Source organism: Actinomadura nitritigenes (assembly GCF_017573545.1).
Lineage (GTDB): Bacteria > Actinomycetota > Actinomycetes > Streptosporangiales > Streptosporangiaceae > Spirillospora > Spirillospora nitritigenes.
The window spans coordinates 92364-111203 of sequence record NZ_JAGEOK010000017.1 but is presented as its reverse complement, the minus strand read 5'-3'; the positions used below and the strand labels follow the sequence as shown (position 1 = coordinate 111203).

The 18840-nt window shown below is 74.6% G+C and carries 17 protein-coding genes; 4 read left to right on the top strand and 13 right to left on the bottom strand.

What is annotated here, in order from left to right; genetic code table 11:
• Positions 1 to 45: 45 nt before the first annotated feature.
• Positions 46 to 600 carry a DUF1707 SHOCT-like domain-containing protein gene (locus J4557_RS26385; RefSeq protein ID WP_208269417.1) on the bottom strand — a complete coding sequence of 185 codons (555 nt, stop codon included), beginning with the start codon at positions 598 to 600 and terminating at the stop codon, positions 46 to 48.
• A 202-nt stretch (positions 601 to 802) separates the two neighbouring features.
• Between J4557_RS26385 and J4557_RS26380 the strand changes: the two genes are divergently transcribed.
• Together J4557_RS26380 and J4557_RS26375 are read left to right on the top strand one after the other, a co-directional pair.
• Positions 803 to 1387, top strand: coding sequence for a Uma2 family endonuclease (locus tag J4557_RS26380; protein WP_208269416.1), 585 nt, complete (start codon positions 803 to 805; stop codon positions 1385 to 1387).
• Between the two features lie 165 nt (positions 1388 to 1552).
• Positions 1553 to 2485: an NADP-dependent oxidoreductase gene (locus J4557_RS26375; protein WP_208269510.1), complete on the top strand. Its 933-nt coding sequence runs from the start codon at positions 1553 to 1555 to the stop codon at positions 2483 to 2485.
• Positions 2486 to 2552: 67 nt separating this feature from the next.
• On the opposite strand, the gene J4557_RS26370 is transcribed toward J4557_RS26375, so the two are convergent.
• The gene (locus J4557_RS26370) at positions 2553 to 4436 is read right to left on the bottom strand and encodes a GTP-binding protein (RefSeq protein ID WP_208269415.1); all 1884 of its coding nucleotides are present in this window, start codon (positions 4434 to 4436) and stop codon (positions 2553 to 2555) included.
• Between the two features lie 159 nt (positions 4437 to 4595).
• On the opposite strand from J4557_RS26370, the gene J4557_RS26365 reads away from it, so the two are divergent.
• The gene (locus J4557_RS26365) at positions 4596 to 5300 is read left to right on the top strand and encodes a cupin domain-containing protein (protein WP_307800220.1); all 705 of its coding nucleotides are present in this window, start codon (positions 4596 to 4598) and stop codon (positions 5298 to 5300) included.
• A 51-nt stretch (positions 5301 to 5351) separates the two neighbouring features.
• Here J4557_RS26365 and J4557_RS26360 read toward each other — a convergent pair whose 3' ends face one another.
• Positions 5352 to 5846: a MarR family winged helix-turn-helix transcriptional regulator gene (locus J4557_RS26360; protein WP_208269414.1), complete on the bottom strand. Its 495-nt coding sequence runs from the start codon at positions 5844 to 5846 to the stop codon at positions 5352 to 5354.
• A gap of 81 nt (positions 5847 to 5927) precedes the next feature.
• Here J4557_RS26360 and J4557_RS26355 point away from each other — a divergent pair, with 81 nt between their 5' ends.
• Entirely contained in the window at positions 5928 to 6782 is an 855-nt protein-coding gene (locus J4557_RS26355; protein ID WP_208269413.1) for a TIGR03619 family F420-dependent LLM class oxidoreductase, read from the top strand.
• 76 nt (positions 6783 to 6858) lie between these two features.
• Here J4557_RS26355 and J4557_RS26350 read toward each other — a convergent pair whose 3' ends face one another.
• The 10 genes from J4557_RS26350 to J4557_RS26305 form a co-directional block, all read right to left on the bottom strand.
• Positions 6859 to 7863: a sugar phosphate isomerase/epimerase family protein gene (locus J4557_RS26350; RefSeq protein ID WP_208269412.1), complete on the bottom strand. Its 1005-nt coding sequence runs from the start codon at positions 7861 to 7863 to the stop codon at positions 6859 to 6861.
• A gap of 1 nt (position 7864) precedes the next feature.
• Complete coding sequence (locus J4557_RS26345) at positions 7865 to 9010, bottom strand: Gfo/Idh/MocA family protein (protein WP_307800219.1); 1146 nt, start codon at positions 9008 to 9010, stop codon at positions 7865 to 7867.
• Positions 9011 to 9060: 50 nt separating this feature from the next.
• Entirely contained in the window at positions 9061 to 10125 is a 1065-nt protein-coding gene (locus J4557_RS26340; protein WP_208269411.1) for an ABC transporter substrate-binding protein, read from the bottom strand.
• Positions 10126 to 10252: 127 nt separating this feature from the next.
• The gene (locus J4557_RS26335) at positions 10253 to 11287 is read right to left on the bottom strand and encodes an ABC transporter permease (RefSeq protein WP_208269410.1); all 1035 of its coding nucleotides are present in this window, start codon (positions 11285 to 11287) and stop codon (positions 10253 to 10255) included.
• Positions 11284 to 12834 (bottom strand): sugar ABC transporter ATP-binding protein, encoded by a 1551-nt coding sequence (locus J4557_RS26330; RefSeq protein ID WP_208269409.1) that lies wholly within the window; start codon positions 12832 to 12834, stop codon positions 11284 to 11286. Before J4557_RS26330 ends, J4557_RS26335 begins: the two co-directional genes overlap by 4 nt.
• Before the next feature lie 65 nt (positions 12835 to 12899).
• A complete protein-coding gene (locus J4557_RS26325) occupies positions 12900 to 14105 on the bottom strand; it encodes an ROK family transcriptional regulator (protein WP_208269408.1) in 1206 nt (401 codons plus the stop codon).
• A 227-nt stretch (positions 14106 to 14332) separates the two neighbouring features.
• Positions 14333 to 14941, bottom strand: a complete 609-nt coding sequence (locus J4557_RS26320; RefSeq protein WP_208269407.1) for a GTP-binding protein — start codon at positions 14939 to 14941, stop codon at positions 14333 to 14335.
• Positions 14922 to 15452 carry a DUF742 domain-containing protein gene (locus tag J4557_RS26315; protein ID WP_307800218.1) on the bottom strand — a complete coding sequence of 177 codons (531 nt, stop codon included), beginning with the start codon at positions 15450 to 15452 and terminating at the stop codon, positions 14922 to 14924. The genes J4557_RS26320 and J4557_RS26315 overlap by 20 nt, the downstream gene beginning before the upstream one ends.
• A gap of 2 nt (positions 15453 to 15454) precedes the next feature.
• Positions 15455 to 15898: a roadblock/LC7 domain-containing protein gene (locus J4557_RS26310; RefSeq protein ID WP_208269406.1), complete on the bottom strand. Its 444-nt coding sequence runs from the start codon at positions 15896 to 15898 to the stop codon at positions 15455 to 15457.
• Positions 15895 to 18741: a sensor histidine kinase gene (locus J4557_RS26305; RefSeq protein WP_208269506.1), complete on the bottom strand. Its 2847-nt coding sequence runs from the start codon at positions 18739 to 18741 to the stop codon at positions 15895 to 15897. The genes J4557_RS26310 and J4557_RS26305 overlap by 4 nt, the downstream gene beginning before the upstream one ends.
• Positions 18742 to 18840 lie beyond the last annotated feature (99 nt).

Below are 18840 nucleotides of genomic sequence, written 5' to 3'. Positions count from 1 at the left end.
CGGCGCGAACGGCGGCCGATCAGGCCGCTGGAGCGTTCTATCACCTCAGGCCGGACAGATCCGATCTTTCGCCACGATCTCCCCCTTGTAGGCGAATCCCTGGATGTGGACGACCGGGGCGTCGGGCCCCGGGGCGCCGTGCAGGTCCGCGGAGACCCCCATTCCGCCGCTCTCCACCCGGACGCCCGGCGGGACGATCACCTCGACCGTCGACTTGTAGGCGAGGACGCGGATCGTGGTGACGGGCCCGTCGAGTTCGGCGGCCCGCAGGTCGAGCAGGGAATGCCCCTTGTAGACGACGGTGGTGTACCTCTCGGGGAGGCGCCAGCGGCCGGTGCGGCGGACGGTGCTCTTGTAGGCCATCTGGAAGCGCCCGGCGGGGCCGCGCTCGGCGGGGGCGACTGCGGCCTGCGCGTCCGGCAGGTCGGAGGAGACCTCGGCCAGGTCGGCCTGGGTCCGGGCGGCGAGGGCGTGGTCGATGCGCTCGTCCAGCTCGGCCTCGGTGAGCCGGCCTTCGGCGTAGGCGGTGTGCAGCCGGACGAGGACCCGGTCGCGGTCGCCGTCCGAGGCGCGCAGGCCCTTTCGCTGCTCGACGGTCATCTCACATCTCCTTCGCGGCGGTTCTCCCCGCAGCCTGGACCCTCCGGCGGGTGGAGGGTCAAGCAGAGTCGCGATGTATCTTAACTCGATCTCGCTCGGTTTGCGAGAGATTTCCCGGGATCGACTCGCGATCATGGGTGCCGGACTCGCGGGCGTCCGGCCGGTAGATTCGGATCAGCCCGTTGATTGAGGGGGGACGGTCATGGGCGGGACAGCGGGGCGTGCGCACGGCCCGTACACGCTGTACGACCTGGACGCGATGCCCGAGGAGGGCCGGCGCTACGAGCTGGCCGACGGCTGGCTGAACGAGCTGCCGGGCGACCTGTGGCACGACCACGCGGCCGACGCGCTGAAGGCGATCCTGAAGGACGCGGCGCGGCAGGCCGACGCGGACGTCCACGTCGCGGGCGCGCCGCAGGACGTCACGACCCCGGCCGGCGTCCGCAAGCCGGACGTGTTCGCCGTCGCCCGCGACGTGGCGCGCGCCGCGCTGGAGCGGCAGACCCGCACCTACTACGGCCCCGACCTGATGCTGGTCGCCGAGGTCGTGACGCCCCGCACGGTGAACGAGCAGATCGACCGCGTCCGCAAGGTCGAGGAGTACGCGGCGACCGGCATCCCGCACTACTGGATCGTCGACCTGGAGCCCCGCCCGTCGATCACGCTGCTGGAGCTGGCCGGCGGCCGGTACGAGGTCGCGGGCAGGGCGCGCTCCGGCGAGACGGTGACGCTGGACGCGCCGTTCCCGATCAGCTTCGACCCCGTCCGCCTGTCCGAGATGGACTGACGACGTCCCGGACGGGCACCGGTCGGCCGCCGGTCGTGCACGGCCGGCGGGGTGGTGGCCAGATCCTTTCAGTTGTTGGCGATCTCGCCACTTTTTGCAGCGGCGACGGCCGGGCAGAGTGAGTGCGTCGCAACCGAGAAGAGGAGTAACGCCATGTTGGAGCGGATGCGGGCGATCAGGCAGGACGTCCTGGGCGGGCCCGAGGTGCTGAAGCTGGTCGAGGTCGAGCGGCCGGAACCCGGGCCCACCGAGGTGCTGGTCCGGGTGCGGGCCGCCGGGGTGAACCCGACCGACTGGAAGCACCGGGCGCTGAAGATCTTCCTTCCGGACCCGCCGTTCACGCTGGGCTGGGACGTGTCCGGCGTGGTGGAGGAGGTCGGGTTCGGGGTGACGATCCACAAGCCGGGCGACGAGGTGTTCGGCATGCTCCGCTACCCGCACGGCGTGGGCTCGCACGCCGAGTACGTCGTGGCGCCGTCGCGGACGTTCGTGCGCAAGCCGGCCGGGATCGACCACGTGCAGGCGGGCGCGCTGCCGCTGGCCGCGCTGACGGCGTGGCAGGCGCTGGTGGACACGGCGGACGTCCGGGAGGGGCAGCGCGTCCTCGTCCACGCGGCGGCGGGCGGGGTCGGGCACCTCGCGGTGCAGATCGCCAAGGCGAGGGGCGCGCACGTCATCGGGACGGCGAGCGCGCCGAAGCACGATTTCCTGCGCGACATCGGCGTGGACGAGGCGATCGACTACCGGAACGCCGACTTCGCCGAGGCCGCGCAGGACGTGGACGTGGTGCTCGACACGATCGGCGGCGACTACGCGCCGCGCTCGCTGCGCACCATGCGGCCCGGAGGCGTGCTGGTGACGATCGCCGGGCGCGCCCAGCCGGCCTCGATGGCGGAGCAGGCCGCCGAGCGCGGCGTCCGCTTCGAGACGCTGCTCGTCGAGCCCGACTTCCACGCCATGACGCAGATCGCCGAGCTGGCGGGGTCCGGGCGGCTGCGAGCCGAGATCGACACGGTGCTCCCGCTGGAGGACGCCGCGAAGGCGCACGAGCGGGGCGAGACGGGACGGGTGTCCGGCAAGATCGTCCTCACGGTGTGACCGGAGCGGGGTGATCGGGGCGGGCTGATCGGGCCGCCGTGCTCCGGGGCGGTGTGATTCCGGGCGGTCAGCGGCCGAGGTGGCGGAGGTAGGCGGCGCGGTCGAGGGGGTCGCCGCCGGTGCGGGGGCGCGAGGGCGGCGCGCCGGTGACCGGGCGCTCGCCGGACGGCTCGGACCACCAGGTGCCCTCGCCCCGGGTGAGCGCGGGCAGCGCCGCCTCCGCCTCCCGCGCGCGCCCTGCGGGGATCTCGCCCTTGATCGTCCAGCCGCCGGGTCCGGGCGCGGGCTCGACGGCCGCGGCGCCGAGGGTGCCGAGCGCGGCGAGGACGGGGCTGAGCGCGTCGCCGGGCACCTCCGCCTCGAACGCGTGGCACGGCTCGTACACGCGGGTGCCCGCGCGCGCGAGGGCCGCCATGAGGATCAGCGGCGTCAGGCCGCGGAAGTCGGCGGCGGTGCTGACCGGACCGGCGAACCCCGACCGGGTCAGCACCACGGCGCAGTCGGTCACCGGCCAGCCGTGAAGGCCCTGCTCCAGGGTGCGGTGGACGGTCTCCTCGATCGCGCGGTCGAAGGCGTGCGGCAGCGCGCCCGGCTCGGTGTCGCGGCGGAACGCGTTGCCCGAGCCGCGCGGCGCGGGTTCGACGCGCAGCCCGACGCTCGCCCAGAAGTCGGGCACGCGGCGCCGCCAGTCCATCTCCTCGGCGGCCTCGCCGGTGCCGGCCGGGCGCTCGGCGTAGACGGTGCGGCTCTCCTCGAAGACGGCCTCGACACCGGCCTCGGCGAGCAGCCGCGCCGCGATGACCTCCTTCTGCACCTCCCCGTACAGCAGCACCGACGTCGCTCCGGACGGGGCGGGCCGGGCGCGGATCAGCGGGTCCTCGTCGGCGAGGTCGAGGAGCGCTGCGCGCAGCCGTCCCGCGTCGGCGGGGCGGCGGGCGCGGACGACGGTCTCCAGCGACGGCGGCGGGAACGGCGGGACGTCCCGGACGGGCGGGCCGATCCGGTCGCCGACGCGGGCGGCGGCGAGGCCCCGGACGGCGGCGATGTTCCCGGCGGTCAGCGGCTCGCCGGGGGCGCCGGCGACGTCCAGCCCGGTGATGCGCCCGCCGCGTCCGCCCGCGAACGCGACGGTCTGGCGCGGGCGCAGCTCGCCGGAGAACAGCCGCAGGTGGGAGAGGCGCTCACCCGACGCGGTGCGCTCCACGGCGAACACGGTGCCGCGCGTCTCACCGTCGCCGGGCCCGGCGGGAGGCAGCAGGGACGCGATCCCGCCGAGCAGGTCGGCGACGCCCGCGCCGGTCGTCGCGGAGCCGAAGTACAGCGGCTGGACGGTCCCGGCGGCGGTCTGCGCGCGCAGCGACGCCCGCACGGCGTCCGGCGGGGTGGCGCGGCCGTCCACGTAGTCGGCGAGCAGGGCGTCGTCGCCGTCCGCGAGGATCTCGACCGGCGGCGGGCAGGGCACGGCCCGCCCGTCCCGCACCCGGTTCAGCGGGACGGGCTGGACGCCCGGCCGGCGGCCGAGCGCGGCGAGCACCGCGTCCGGGTCGGCGCCGGCGCGGTCGATCTTGTTCACGAAGATCAGGGTGGGCAGCGCGAGCGCGCGCAGCGCCCGCAGCAGCACCCGGGTCCGCGCCTGCACGCCTTCGACGGCCGACAGCACCAGGACGGCGCCGTCGAGCACGCCGAGGGCCCGCTCGACCTCGGCGGCGAAGTCGGCGTGCCCGGGGGTGTCGATCAGGTTGACGCGCAGCGCGCCGAGCCGGAACGGCGCGACGGCCGACCGGATCGTGATGCCGCGCGCGCGTTCCAGGTCGCCGCGGTCGGTCCGGGTGTCGCCGGCGTCGACGCTGCCGAGCCGGGCGATCGCGCCGGTGTCGAACAGCAGCCGTTCGGTCAGGCTGGTCTTTCCCGCGTCGACGTGCGCGAGGATGCCGAGGTTGAGCGTGGGCATGGGCGGTGGGGTCCTCGAAAGCTCTCGTCCGGAATGGGCTGTGAGATTCCGAAGACCTGGCGCATCTCGCCTCCGCCGCTCGTGGACACCGGACGCCCATGCTGCCACCACTCCCCCCGACGCCCATACGGCTTTTCCGGGCGGCACTAGCCTGGGACGGTGCTGCTTCTGACGACGCTCGACGGCTGGCGGGACCAGCCCGGGCCCCGGTTCGTCCTGTCCGACGCGGGCGCCGTGTGGGCGCCCGACTCCGAGCCCGATCTCCTCGCCATCGCCGACGACGTGTACGGCGGCGACGCCGGCCAGCTCGTCGCGGTGACGCTGGATCCGGAGCCGGGGCTGCGGCCGCCGCGCGGGGTGGTCGACAAGTCGGCGGCGGCCACCGTCCGGTACGTCCGGCGCGGGCCGGACGGGCGGCACGTCGCCCTGCTGGACCGGCCCGCCACCGCCGAGGCCCTCGACCTGCTCCCCCACCCCGAGGGGGGCTGGTACCGGGAGACGTGGCGGTCGGACGTGTCGTTCGCCCCGGCCGGCTACCCGGGCGAGCGGGCGACCGCGACGGGCATCTACTTCCTGCTGCCGCCGGGCGAGGAGTCGATGTGGCACGCGGTGCGCTCGGCCGAGATGTGGCTGTGGCACCGCGGCGGCCCGCTGGCGCTGCTGCTCGGCGGGTCGGGCGACGAGCCCGCCGCGGACCCCGAGACCGTCACGCTGGGCGCCGACGTGGCGGCCGGCGAGGTGCCGCAGGCCGTCGTCCCGCCCGGCGTCTGGCAGGCCGCGCGCCCCGCCGGGACGGACGAGGTCCTGGTCAGCTGCGTGGTGTCCCCCGGCTTCGACTTCGCCGACTTCCGCGCCCGCCCCTGACCGGATCAGCGCTGAGCGGGCCCGGCGCCGGCCGCGGCCGGCCGATCGCGGTCAGCGGGCCGTCCTGCGGCGCGGCCGGACGGCCTGCTCGGTCCAGAACGGCTCCATCACCCGCTCGATCGCGCCGGCGACGGCGCGCAGCTCGTCCCGCGACAGCGGCCCGAACACCTCGGCGCCCACCTCGTCGGCCAGCGCACGCGCGCGCCGGTGCACGTCGCGCCCCTCGCCGGTGATGCGGACGGAGTGGCGGCGCCGGTCCTTCGGGTCGCGGGAGCGCTCGCAGAGCCCCCGCTCCTCCAGGTCGTCCACCAGCCCGACCATCAGCGTGGGGTCGAGCAGCAGGTAGCCGGCCATCTCCTGCTGCGACAGCGTGCCGGACGAGCTGAGCATCGCCAGCACGAGGAAGTGCCGCACGCGGAGGCCGAGCGGTTCGAGGGCCTCCTCCAGCCGCTGCTCCATCCACCAGCCGCACTTGGACAGCTGGAAGCCGGCCAGGGACGCGAGCCCGGCCGGCAGCCCGCCGCGCACGGGCCTCTCCTCCGCCATCCCGCCAGGCTATAGCAGTTCGAAGATCGAACCCATCGGTCATCGCTTGACTAGATAATCGAAAAGTTCAACTATTGAGCCATGGCACTGACTCTCGGGCTCTACGGGCTCAACCTGCACGCCTGCGCCGACCCGCGCGCCTCCGCGCGGATCGCCGCCCTGGCCGAGGAGCTCGGATACGACTCGCTGTGGGCCGGGGACCACGTCGTCCTGCCGAGCCCCCGCACCGACCCCTCGCCGCTCGACCCGCGGGCGCCGTTCCTCGACGCGGTCGTGTCCCTCGCCCACCTCGCCGCGGCCACGGAACGGATCGCGCTCGGCACGGGCGTCATCGTCCTGCCGCAGCGCAACCCGCTGATCCTGGCCAAGCAGCTGGCGAGCGTCGACGTGCTGAGCGGCGGGCGGCTGGTCTTCGGCCTGGCGGCCGGCTACCTGGAGCCCGAGCTGCGGGCCCTGGGCGTCCCGCCCGGCGAGCGCGGGACCCGCACCGAGGAGCATCTCGCCGCCATCCGGTCGCTGTGGTACGACGACGCGCCCGCCTTCCACGGCCGGCACGCCGACTTCGCCGGCGTGGACGCGCACCCGCGTCCCGTGCGGCGCCCGGTGCCGGTGGTCATGGGCGGGCACGGCCCGGCGGCGCTCCGCCGCGCCGCCCGCGAGGCCGACGGCTGGTACGGCTGGATGCTCGGCCGCCACGCCGCCGCCGACGCGGTCGCGCTGCTGCGGGCGGCCGAGCGGGAGGCGGGCCGCGACCGGCCCCTGCACGTCTCGGTCTCGCCGCCGCGCCCGCCGGACGCCGGGTCCGTCCGCACCTACGCGGCGGTGGGCGTGGACCGGCTGATCGTCGTCCCGCCCATGGGCGTCCCGCTCGGCGACCTCGAACGGTTCGTCCGGGCCCACGCGCCCGCCGAGGTCGGCGCCGTACCGGCCGGGTGAAGGGCGCGGCGCGCCGTCCCGATGCGTGGCCTCAGAGGGACGGCGCGCCGCAGGCCGAGCGGGCGGGGACGCGGCGTCAGTCGGAGGAGAAGGCGGCGTCGAAGGCGGCGGACGGGGGCTCCATCGCGTTCAGCGCCCGGACGAACTCCAGCGCCTCGGGGGCGCCCTGGAGGCGGTCCATGCCGGCGTCCTCCCACTCGACCGAGATCGGGCCGTCGTAGCCGATCGCGTTGAGCGCGCGGAACACGTCCTCCCAGGGGACGTCGCCGCGGCCGGTGGAGATGAAGTCCCAGCCGCGCCGCAGGTCCGCCCACGGCAGGTGCGACGAGAGCCGCCCGCGCCGCCCGTCACCGGTGCGGACCTTGGTGTCCTTGCAGTCGACGTGGTAGATGCGGTCGCGGAAGTCGAACAGGAACCCGACGGGGTCGAGCTCCTGCCAGACGAAGTGCGACGGGTCGAAGTTCAGCCCGAACGCGGGCCGGTGCCCGATCGCCTCCAGGGTCCGGACGGTCGTCCAGTAGTCGTAGGCGATCTCGCTGGGGTGGACCTCGTGCGCGAACCGGACGCCGACCTCGTCGAACACGTCCAGGATCGGGTTCCAGCGGTCGGCGAAGTCGGCGTACCCGCGCTCGACCATCGCCTCGGGGGTGGGCGGGAACATCGCGACGGTGTGCCAGATCGAGGAGCCGGTGAAGCCCACGACGGTGCCGACGCCGAGGCGGGCGGCGGCGCGGGCGGTGTCCTTGATCTCCTCGGCGGCGCGGCGGCGGACGCCCTCGGGCTCGCCGTCGCCCCAGATCCGCTCCGGCAGGATCGCCTGGTGGCGCTCGTCCGGGATGTCGCAGACGGCCTGCCCGACGAGGTGGTTGGAGATCGCGAACACCTTGAGGTCGTGCTTGGCGAGCGTCTCCAGCCTCCGCGGGACGTAGGCGTCGTCGGCGAGGGCCTTGTCGACCTCGAAGTGGTCGCCCCAGCAGGCGATCTCCAGGCCCTCGTAGCCCCAGCCGGACGCCAGCCGGCAGACCTCCTCGAACGGCAGGTCGGCCCACTGGCCGGTGAACAGCGTGATCGGTCGTGCCATGTCAGCTCCCCTCGACGTCGGCCCAGCCGCCGGACGCCGCGCTCGCGGCGACCGCGTCGAGCACCCGCTGCACCCGCAGGCCGTCGGCGAACGACGGGCTCGGGTCCGCGCCGTCCGCGATGGCGGTGAGAAAGTCGGCCGCCTGGTGGGTGAAGGTGTGCTCGTACCCCAGCATGTGACCGGGCGGCCACCACTGCCGGGCGTAGGTGTGGACGGGTTCGGTGACGACGATCCGGCGGAAGCCCGCCGTCGCGGCGTCCTCGGTGCCGTCGTAGAACCACAGCTCGTTCATCGACTCCAGGTCGAACGACAGCGCGCCGGTCGAGCCGCTGACCTCGATCCGGAGCGCGTTCTTGCGCCCGGTCGCCATCCGGGTCGCCTCGAAGGAGGCGAGCGCGCCGCCGTCGGTGCGGCCGACGAACAGCGCCGCGTCGTCCACCGTGACCGGAGCGGTGCCGCCGCCGGGCACCGGGCGCTCCCGGACGAAGGTGTCCAGCACCGCCGACACCCCGACGAGCGCGTGCCCGGTGATGAACTGCGCGGTGTCGATGATGTGCGCGCCGATGTCGCCGAGCGCGCCCGTCCCGGCCCTGTCACGGTCCAGCCGCCAGCTGAACGGCGCCTCCGGGTCCGTCAGCCAGTCCTGCAGGTACTGCGCGCGGACGTGCCGGACGGTCCCGATGCGCCCGCCCGCCACCAGGTCGCGGGCGAGCGTGACCGCCGGGACGCGCCGGTAGTTGAACCCGACCATCGACCGGATGCCGTGCTCTCGCGCGCGCTCGGCGGCCGCGACCATCGCCTCCGCCTCCGCGGACGAGTTCGCGAGCGGCTTCTCGCACAGGACGTGCTTGCCCGCGTCCAGCGCCGCGACGGCGATCTCGGCGTGCGCGTCGCCCGGCGTGCAGATGTCCACGATCTGCACGTCGTCGCGGCGCAGCAGCTGCTTCCAGTCGCCCTCCGACGACGCCCACCCGAGCGTGCGGGCGGCCGCGGCGGCCCGCCCGGCGTCGCGTCCGGCGAGAGCGGCCATCACCGGGGTCAGCGGCGGGCCGAAGAACGGCCCGACGCTGCGCCATGCCTGGGAGTGGGCGCGCCCCATGAACGCGTGCCCGACCATCCCGACTCCGACGGTGGTCAATGTGCTCACCTCTCTGTACTGCGCCCGCCGGGGTCGCCGGCGGGCGCGCGGTCCCCCGCTCAGGACTCGAAGCCGAGCGGCAGGTAGCGGCTCACGTTGTCCCGGGTGACGGTCTCGGACGCCAGCGTGACCGACTGCGGCGGCTCCAGCTCCACCAGGTCGGCCATGCCCTTGCCCTGCGCCAGCAACCGGGCCAGCCGGACCGCGGACGCGGCCATCGTCGGCGGGTAGGTGACGGTCGCCTCCAGCACCCCGTTCCCCGCCTTGATCTCCCGCATGGCGTTGGCGGACCCGGCGCCGCCGACCATGAAGAACTCCTTGCGGCCGGACTGCTTGATCGCGGCGAGCACGCCGACGCCCTGGTCGTCGTCGTGGTTCCACAGCGCGTCGATCTTCTTGTGCGCCTGCAGCAGGTTGGACGCGACCTGGTTGCCGGTCTCGACGGTGAACTTCGCGTCCTGCTTGGCGGTGACGGAGTACCCGTAGGACTTCAGCGCGTCCGCGAAGCCCTTGCTGCGCTCCTGCGTCAGCGGCAGCGTCGCGATGCCCTGGATCTCCACGATCACCGGGTTCGAGACGCCCTTGGTCTTGAGCTTCTTCCCGATGTAGTGGCCGGCGGACACGCCCATGCCGTAGTTGTCGCCGCCGATCCACGTCCGGTACGACAGCTTGTCGGGGAACACCCGGTCCAGGTTGATCACCGGGATGCCGGCGTCCATCGCCTTGCGCGCGACCTGGTTGAGCTGCTCGCCGTCGTTCGGCAGCATCACCAGCACGTTCACCTTCTCCGAGATCAGCGACTCGACCGCGGAGATCTGCTGGTTGATGTCATTGGTCGGCTGGACGGGCTTGAACGTCACGTCCTTGTACCTCTTGGCCTGCGCCTCGGCGTTCTTGGCGATCGCGGCGGTCCAGCCGTGGTCGGCGGCGGGCGCGGAGAACCCGATGGTCACCTGCTTGCCGGGCTTGTCGTTGTCGCCGCCGAGCGCGCCGGTCTGCGCGGCCGGGGCGGGGTCGTCCTTCTCGTTGTTGCTGGTGCAGGCGGTGGCGAGGGCGCCGGCCGCGACTGCGGCGCCGCCGAACAGGACGCCTCTGCGGGTGGGGCGGGTGCTCTGGTCGCGCATGACGTGCTCCTGGTTTCCGGGGGTGGGGCGGCGGGGGGCGCGCCGCGGGGGCGGGCAGTCAGGTGGGCGAGCGGGCCGGGCGAGCGGGCCGGACGAGCGGGTCGGGAGCGAGCGGCCCGGGGGCGGGTCAGGTGGGCGAGCGCAGGCCGCGGCGCTGCAGCAGCACCGCGATCCCGATGATCACGCCCTTGGCGATGAGCTGGTCGCTGGTCTGCAGGCCGTTCAGGATGAACAGGTTCGTGATGACGGTGAACACCAGCACGCCGAGGATCGACCCGGCGACGGTGCCGCGCCCGCCGGTCAGCAGCGTCCCGCCGATGATCACGGCGGCGATCGCGTCCAGCTCGTACAGGTCCCCGTGGGTGCTGGAGCCCGTGGTGGTGCGGGCCATGATGATGATCGCGGCGACGCCGCAGCAGAACCCCGACAGCGCGTACAGCAGCAGCGTGTGCCGCCGCACGTCGATGCCGGCGAGCCGCGCCGCCTCCGGGTTGCCGCCGACCGCGAACGTGCGGCGGCCGAACGTGGTGCGGTTCAGCAGCACCCACCCGGCGACCGCGACGGCCGCGAAGATGTAGACGACCAGCGGCAGCCCGAGCACCTTCGTGGTGGACAGCGACTCGATCGCGTCGTTCTCCGGCCTGATCAGCTGGGTCTTGCGGTCCGACATCCGCTGCGCCAGCCCGCGCGCCGACACCAGCATCGCCAGCGTCGCGATGAACGGCACCATCCGGCCGTAGGAGATCAACAGGCCGCTGACGACGCCCGCGCCCGTCCCGACGAGGATCGCGCACAGCGCCATCACCGCCGGTCCGTACGACTGCGTCGCGACGGTCGTCGCCCACACCGACGCGAGCGCCATCACCGACCCGACCGACAGGTCGATCCCCCCGCCGATGATCACGAACGTCTGGCCGACCGTGATCACCCCGATGGTGGCGGCCAGCGCCAGGATGCCGACCAGGTTGCCGGAGGTCGGGAAGTTGTCGGGCTCGGTGACGACGCCGACCACCGCCAGCAGCGCCAGCGCGGCGACGAGCCCGAGGTGCCGGAACTCGCCGGCCCCGCGGCCCGCGCCGTCGCGCCGCAGCGGCCGAAGCGGCCCCTTCGCCCACGCTCCGCGTGCCGGGGCGCCGCGCACGCCCGCGTCCGTCTCGGTCACAGCGCGCTCCCTTCCATGATCATGTTGAGTACGGCGGCCTCGTCCAGCCCGGCGGCGTCGCCGCTGTGCACCACCCGGCCCTCGCGCACGACCAGCACCCGGTCGGCGAGGCCGAGCACCTCGGGGACCTCGCTGGACACCAGCAGCACCCCGATCCCGCGCGCCGCCAGGGCGCGGATCACCGCGTACAGCTCGGCGCGCGCGCCGACGTCCACGCCGCGGGTCGGCTCGTCCAGGATCAGCAGCCGCAGGTTCCGCGCGCCCGCCAGCCACCGCGCCAGCACGACCTTCTGCTGGTTGCCGCCCGACAGCGTCACCACCGGACGGCGCGGATCGGGCGGCCGGATGTCGAGCGCCTCGATCTGCTCCCGGACGTCCGCCAGCTCGCGGCGCCGGTTCATCCAGCCGAACCGCGAATACCGGCGCAGTCCGGCGACCGTCACGTTCCCCGCGACGGAGTCGTTCAGCAGCAGCGCCTGGCTCTTGCGCTCCTCCGGCGCCATGCCCATCCCGCGCCGCACCGCCGCGCCCGTGTCGCCCGGACGCACCGGGCGGCCGTCCACGAGGACCCGCCCGCGCGCCGGGCGCCGCGCCCCGTAGACCGCCTCGAGGATCTCCGAGCGGCCCGATCCGACGAGCCCGGCCAGGCCGACGATCTCGCCCGCGCGGACGGAGAACGACACGTCCGCGAACGCGCCGGGCAGCGTGAGCCCCTCGACCCGCAGCACCTCGGCCGCGCCGGCGTCCCCGCCGTCGCCGCCGTCGCCGCCGTCCGGCGCGGGCCGCTCGGGGAACACGTACTCGATGTCGCGGCCGGTCATCAGCGACACGATGTGGTCGGTCCTCGTGGTCTTCGCGGGAAGGCCGTTCGCGACGGACCGGCCGTCCTTCAGGACGGTCACCCGGTCGCCGATCTCGCGGATCTCCTCCAGCCGGTGGGAGATGTAGACGACGGCGACGCCGGACGCGGTCAGCTCCCGGATGATGCGGAACAGGTTCGCCACCTCGTCGTGCGCGAGGGCGGCGGACGGCTCGTCCATCACGATGAGCCGCGCGTCGTGCGAGAGCGCGCGGGCCATGCTGACGACCTGCTTGCCCGCCGCGGGCAGCCGGCCCGCCTCGCGGCGCGGCGGGATCTCGCCGTGCCCGAGCCGGCCGAGCAGCTCCCGCGCGGCCCGCTCGGCGTCGCCGCGCCGGGTGAACCCGAGCGTCGCGCGCTCGTGGCCGAGGAAGATGTTGTCGGCGACCGACAGCCCGTCCACCAGGTCGAGCTCCTGGTAGATGGTCGCGATGCCGGCCCGCATAGCGGCGGTCGGCCCGGCCAGCCGCGCGGGCCTTCCGGCGAAGGCGATCTCGCCCTCGTCCGGCTGGTGCGCGCCGGCGAGCACCTTGATGAGCGTCGACTTCCCGGCGCCGTTCTGGCCGAGCAGGCAGTGCACCTCTCCGGCCCGGACGTCGAGGTCGACGCCGTCCAGCGCGCGGACGCCGGGGAACTGCTTGACGATGCCGCGCATGCGCAGCAGCGGTTCGGGTTCGGACGGGCCCATCGGGCCTCCTCGGGGGGTCAGGAGGGACGCGGGTCGAGCGGAACGGGGGGCGGGCGGGGCGCGGGTCAGGAGGGACGCGGGTCGGGCGGCGGGGAGAACACGTGGTCGCTGATGAGCCGCGCGCCGCCCACCACTCCGGCGGCGCCGGCCAGCTCGGACAGCACGATCGGCAGGTTGCCGGTCGCCAGCGGCGCCGACCGGCGGTAGACGACGCTGCGGATCTCCGCGAGCAGGGTGTGGCCGAGCCCGGCGACGCCGCCGGCGATGATCACCAGGCCCGGGTTGAAGAAGCTGACCAGCCCGGCGAGGACCTGCCCGACGTGCCGGCCGCCCTCCCGGATGATCCGCACCGACGCCGGGTCGCCGGCCGCCGCGGCCTGCGCGACGTGCTCGCCCGACAGCTCCCCGTGGCTGTCCAGCAGCGCCGCGAGCTGCGGCGACTCCCCCGAGCGCGCCGCCGCCTCCGCGTCCCGCGCGAGCGCCGCGCCGCCGAAGTACGCCTCCAGGCAGCCGGCGTTGCCGCACGCGCACATGGGCCCGTCGTCGTCGATCCGGATGTGCCCGATGTCGCCCGCGCTGCCCGAGACGCCCCGGTAGATCGCGCCGTCCACGACGATGCCGCAGCCGATGCCGGTGCCGATCTTCACGAGCAGGAAGTCGTCCACCGACCGCGCGAGGCCCGCGTGCAGCTCGCCGAGCGCCATCAGGTTCACGTCGTTGTCGACCAGGACGGGGCAGCCGAGCTCGGCGCCGATCGCGTCGCGCACCGGGAACCGGTCCCAGCCCGGCATGATCGGCGGGACGACCGGCATCCCGTCCCGGAAGCTCACCGGCCCCGGGACGCCGATCCCGGTGCCGTGCACGCGCGGGATCAGGCCCTCGTCGCGCAGCTTGCCGAGCAGGTCCAGGGCCCGGTCCAGCACCGCGGTCGCGCCCTGCCGGACGTCGCACGCCTCGCTGACGTGACCGAGCACGTCGAGGGCCCCGTCCGTCACCGCGACGTCGATCGAGGTGGCGCCGATGTCGAACGCGACGAACCGCAGGCTCGGCGACAGCCGGACGATCCCGGACCGCCGCCCGCCGCGCGACGCCGCGAGCCCGGCGCCCTCCACCAGCCCGAGCTCGACCAGCCGGTCCAGCTCGACGGCCAGCTTCGAGCGCGACAGCCGGACGACGTCGCCCAGCTCGGCGCGCGACCGCGGTCCCTCGTCGCGCAGCAGCCGCAGCAAGCGTGCCTGATGCACGTTCTGCGGACGAGCCGGCATGCGCATCACGCCGTCCTCTCGGGTTCCGGTCGGGGATGCCGGGGCCGTGTGACCCCGGTCTCATGCCGAGACCGTAACCGGCTTTCGCCGCCCTGAGAAGACCTTTCACCCAACTCTTTCGGACTTTCTCCAGTCGCAGGACAAAGTAGGTCACGAAAAAGCCCCGGACCGGAGTCCGGGGCTCGCCCGCAGGGTCAGGACGTCACGAGGGGGCGCCCGCGCGCCCCGCCGGGTCAGTAGGTGACGGCCTGGCGGCTGCCGCTCATCGTGCGCATGATGTGCTCGACGAGCGTGATGAGGACGCGCTTGGCGTCCTCGCGGTCGCGGACGTCGCAGTCGATCACCGGGATGTCGGGCGACAGGTCGAGGGCGTCGCGCACCTGGTCGGGGCTGTGCCGCCCGGCGCCGTCGAACCGGTTGACGCCGATGATGAACGGCACGCCGCGCCGCTCGAAGTAGTCGACCGAGGCGAAGCAGTCGGCCAGCCTGCGGGTGTCGACCAGCACCACCGCGCCGAGCGCGCCCTTGGCCAGCTCGTCCCACATGAACCAGAAGCGGTCCTGGCCGGGCGTGCCGAACACGAACAGCACCAGGCCGTTCGGCAGGGTGATCCGCCCGAAGTCCATCGCCACGGTCGTCGTCGTCTTCGACGCCACCGCCGTGGTGTCGTCGATGCCGATGCTCTTCTCGGTCAGCGCCTCCTCGGTGCGCAGCGGACGGATCTCGCTGACCGCGCTCACCAGGGTGGTCTTGCCGACTCCGAAGCCACCGGCCACGAGGATCTTGACGGTCAGCGCGGAATCGCCCGCCTGGGCGGCCGCGTCAGAGCGCACGGATTCCATCGATCACTTCCTTGAGTACGCGCTCGCTCGGGAACTGCGCCACCGGCGCGGGGCGCCGGACCTGTATCAGCGAACGGTCGAGCAGGTCGCCGAGCAGGACCCGGACGACCCCGAGGGGAAGTTCCAGATCCGACGCTATCTCGACGACCGACAACGGGGTGCGGCAAAGCTCCAGGATCATGTCATGTTCCGGCTCCGGCGACCACGGAGATGCCGGAATCGCCGGGTTCGCGTCCGCGGCGCCCGGCGCCTCGACGGCCTCGATCAGCGCGACGAGGTCGAACTCGACGCCCTCGTAGTGGGTGCGGCCGCCGGTGAGCGCGTAGGGGCGCACGACGGGCCCGGCGTCGTCGTCGAACCACGCCGTCCCGCCCGCCCCGCCGGCGGCGCCGCCCTGAGCGCCGCCAGGGGCGCTCAGGGCGCTCCCCGGGGCGTTCCCCGGTGGGCCGCCCTGGGCGCCGGCGGCGTGCCGGTGCGGCCATTCGGGCCCGGAACCCTCGGTCCCGTCCACCCTCACACGCCGCCCTCGGCCGCGGACACCCGCGGGTTGGCCGACAGGTGCTGGCCGACCCGCGTGACGAGCATCGCCATCTCGTAGGCGATCATGCCGAGGTCGGCGTCGGCGTCGGCGAGCACCGCGAGGCACGCGCCGCGCCCGGCCGCGGTGACGAACAGGAACGCCGACTCCATCTCCACGATGGTCTGCCGGACGGGGCCGCCGCCGAACGACTCGCCCGCGCCGCGGGCCAGGCTCTGGAAGCTGGCGGCGACGGCCGCGAGGTGGTCCGAGGCCTCCTGGCCGAGACCGCGGGAGGCCGCCATGCGCAGGCCGTCGCTCGACAGGACCACCGCGTTCTGCACCTGGGCGACCCGCTGCACGAGGCTGTCCAGCAGCCAGTTCAGCTCACCGCCGGCACCGCCCGCGGCGTCCGCGCCGGAGTGCTGGGCTTCTGTCATGGGGCGTCGTCCTCCTGGTCACCTCGGTTGGGGTGGTCGTCGCGGCCGGGCGGGGCCTGCGCCTCGGCGTCGGCCGCCTCCCGCCTGCCGCGCTGCCACCCGCGCTGCATGGCGGACATCATCGACCGCATGTTCTCGGGCGAGCGCGCCGCGTCCGGGACGTCGTCCGGTGGAGCGGTCCCGTCACCGGGCAGCGCGCCCGCGTCCCCGGGCGGGGCCGCGTCGGCGGGGACGGGAGCGGCCAGCGGCATCGACGGCTCCGGCCGCGGCGGCTCCTGCGCGGTCTCCTGCCGCGCGGGCGGCGTCGCGGCGGCGGGCGGCGGTGCCTGCCCCCGCGCGGCGAGATGGGCGTCCACCCGCTCCTTCAACTGGGGCGCGAGATGCGTCTGCTTGCGGCGCTTGGGAAGCTCGCCGTCCGCCGGCGGCGGCGCGGGCTCCGCGTCCGCCGCCGGAGCGGGCTCGGGTGCGGGCTGGGGCCGGTCCGCGCCCGCACGCCTGCGCTCCGGCAGCGGCGTCAGCCTGGACGTCTCGTCCCGCGCCTGCTCCGGCCGGCCCCGCTCGGGCCGTCCGGACTCCGCCCGCACCGGTTCCGCCCGGACGGGCTCGGACCGCGCCGGCTCGCTCTTCGCAGGTTCGCTCTTCGTCGGCTCGGCCTTCGCGGGCTCGGTCCGCGGGGACTCGCCCGTGACCAGGCCGCCCCGCAGCGGCTCGGCCTCCGCGACCAGCCGCACGACGCCGCCCTGCTCCACCGCCGGACGCGCGGGCGCCGAGAGCGCGCCCGCGGGCGCGGCGGGCAGCCGCATCGGGCCGGTGTTGCGGCGCGCGGGCGGCTCCTGCTCCGCGGTGTCCACGATGAGGGACCCCGGGATCAGCGCGATCGCGGTGGTGCCGCCGTACGGCGACTGCCGCAGCGTCACCTTGATGTCGTGCCGCTCGGCGAGCCGCGCCACGACGAACAGGCCGAGCTGCGCGCTGTCGGACGGGTCGAACTCCGGCGGGTCGTCCAGCCGGGCGTTCGCGGTGCGCAGCGCCTCCTCGGTCATGCCGAGGCCGCGGTCCTCCACCTCGATGGCGAAGCCGTTGGCGACCGGGTGCCCGCTGACCCGCACCGGCGACTGCGGCGGGGAGAACGTGGTGGCGTTCTCCACCACCTCGGCGAGCAGGTGGATGACGTCGGCGACCGCGGAGCCGAGCAGCGCGATCCGCGGCAGCGGCTGCACCCGGACCCGCGGGTAGTCCTCGACCTCGGCGACCGCGCCGCGCACCACGTCCACCAGCGGGACGGGCCGCCGCCAGCCGCGCCCGGCGGTCTTGCCGGCGAGGATGACCAGGCCCTCGGCGTGCCGCCGCATGCGGGTCGCGAGGTGGTCGAGGCGGAACAGGTCGGACAGCTCCGACGGGTCCTCGGTGCGGCGCTCCATCGTGTCGAGCAGGCTGAGCTGGCGGTGCAGCAGCGCCTGGTTGCGGCGGGCGAGGTTGACGAACACCTCGCTGATCCCGCGCCGCGCCGCGACCTCGCCGGCCGCGGCCACCAGCACCGCCTCGCGGGCCCGGTCGAAGGAGTCGGCGATCTGCCGGATCTCCCGGATGCGGAAGTCGACGGCGGGCTCCGGCTCGGGTTCGGCGGGGCGCCCGGCGCGGACCTGCTCGGCCAGCAGCGGGAGCCGCTTGCGGGTGAAGTCCACGACGGCGCCGGCGAGCGTGCGGCACTCGCGCAGCAGCCGCCGCGACACCCGGATCGCGATCATGGCGGACAGCACGACGGCGACGAGGCCGAGGCCGCCCGCGACGCCCAGCCGGACGAACACGCCGACCGCGATGTGCTGCGCCCGGCCGGTGATGTCGTCGAGGGTGCGGTTCTCGAAGCGGTAGAGGTCCTCGTCGGCGTCGTCGGCGACCGTCCGCCACTGGGACGGGTCGACGACCGGGACCCGCGCGGCGCGGGAGGTCCCCGCGGCGGTCCCGCCGCGGGCGCCCGCCCCGGACGCGGCGCCCTGCCCGGTCCCCGTCGTCGTCCGGCCCTGGGCCTGCTTCTTCTTCGAGACCGTCCGGACCTGGTCGGTCCCCCGGATGACCTCGTCCTCCAGCTTGCGCAGCTGCGTGAACTGCGGGGTGGCGGTGAGGCGCTCGTAGCGGCCGCGGTCGGCGGGCGGCAGGTTCGGGACGTTGTCCGCGTACGCCATCCGCTGCGCGCCGACGAGCTGCGCGAACTCGCCGCGCTCGGCGGCGCTCAGGTGCCCGGCGGAGAGCGCGCCGGTCAGCAGCGCGTCCTCGCGGGACAGGAACTCCCGGCCGCGGCCGACGGAGGTGAGCGTGCGGGCGTCGGCGGTGATGGTGCCGTTCGCGGGCGTCGTCGCGCTGTAGATCGCGAAGCCGGCGTCGATGATGCCGCTGTAGTCGGCCAGCACGTCCGCGCGGCCGGAGGCGCGGTCGTCGACGCCGCGGCGGGTCGTCTCCAGCGTGCCGAGCCTGGCCAGCAGGTCGTCCATCCGCTTGACGACGCCGGGCAGGATCGAGCCGCGCAGCGCGCCGTCGCCGAAGCCCTTGCGCAGCTCCCTGACGGCGCCGTCGGTCACCTGCCGCTGCGTGCGCAGCACGTCGGGGTTCACCGAGCGGGGCGATCCGGCTTCCGCCATCGACAGCCGGCGCTCCTTCTGCAGCGCGTTCATCAGCCGCTGCGTGGGCAGCACCGCCTCCTGCTGGAACTTGCGGCTCTGCAGCAGCTGGTGCGCGTCGCCGTAGGTGATCCCGGTGAGGAACATCCACAGCGCGGCCAGCGCGAGCAGCGGCACGAGGACCAGGAGCGTGATCCTCGCCCGGATGGAGGAGAAGCGGGAGGCCATCACGGCAGGTGGACCATGCTCACATCGGTGGCTTTCGGCGATGGGGGATGCGACATGCGGGGGGAACCTCCCGATGCGGGATGTACGGGGGTCTGCGGG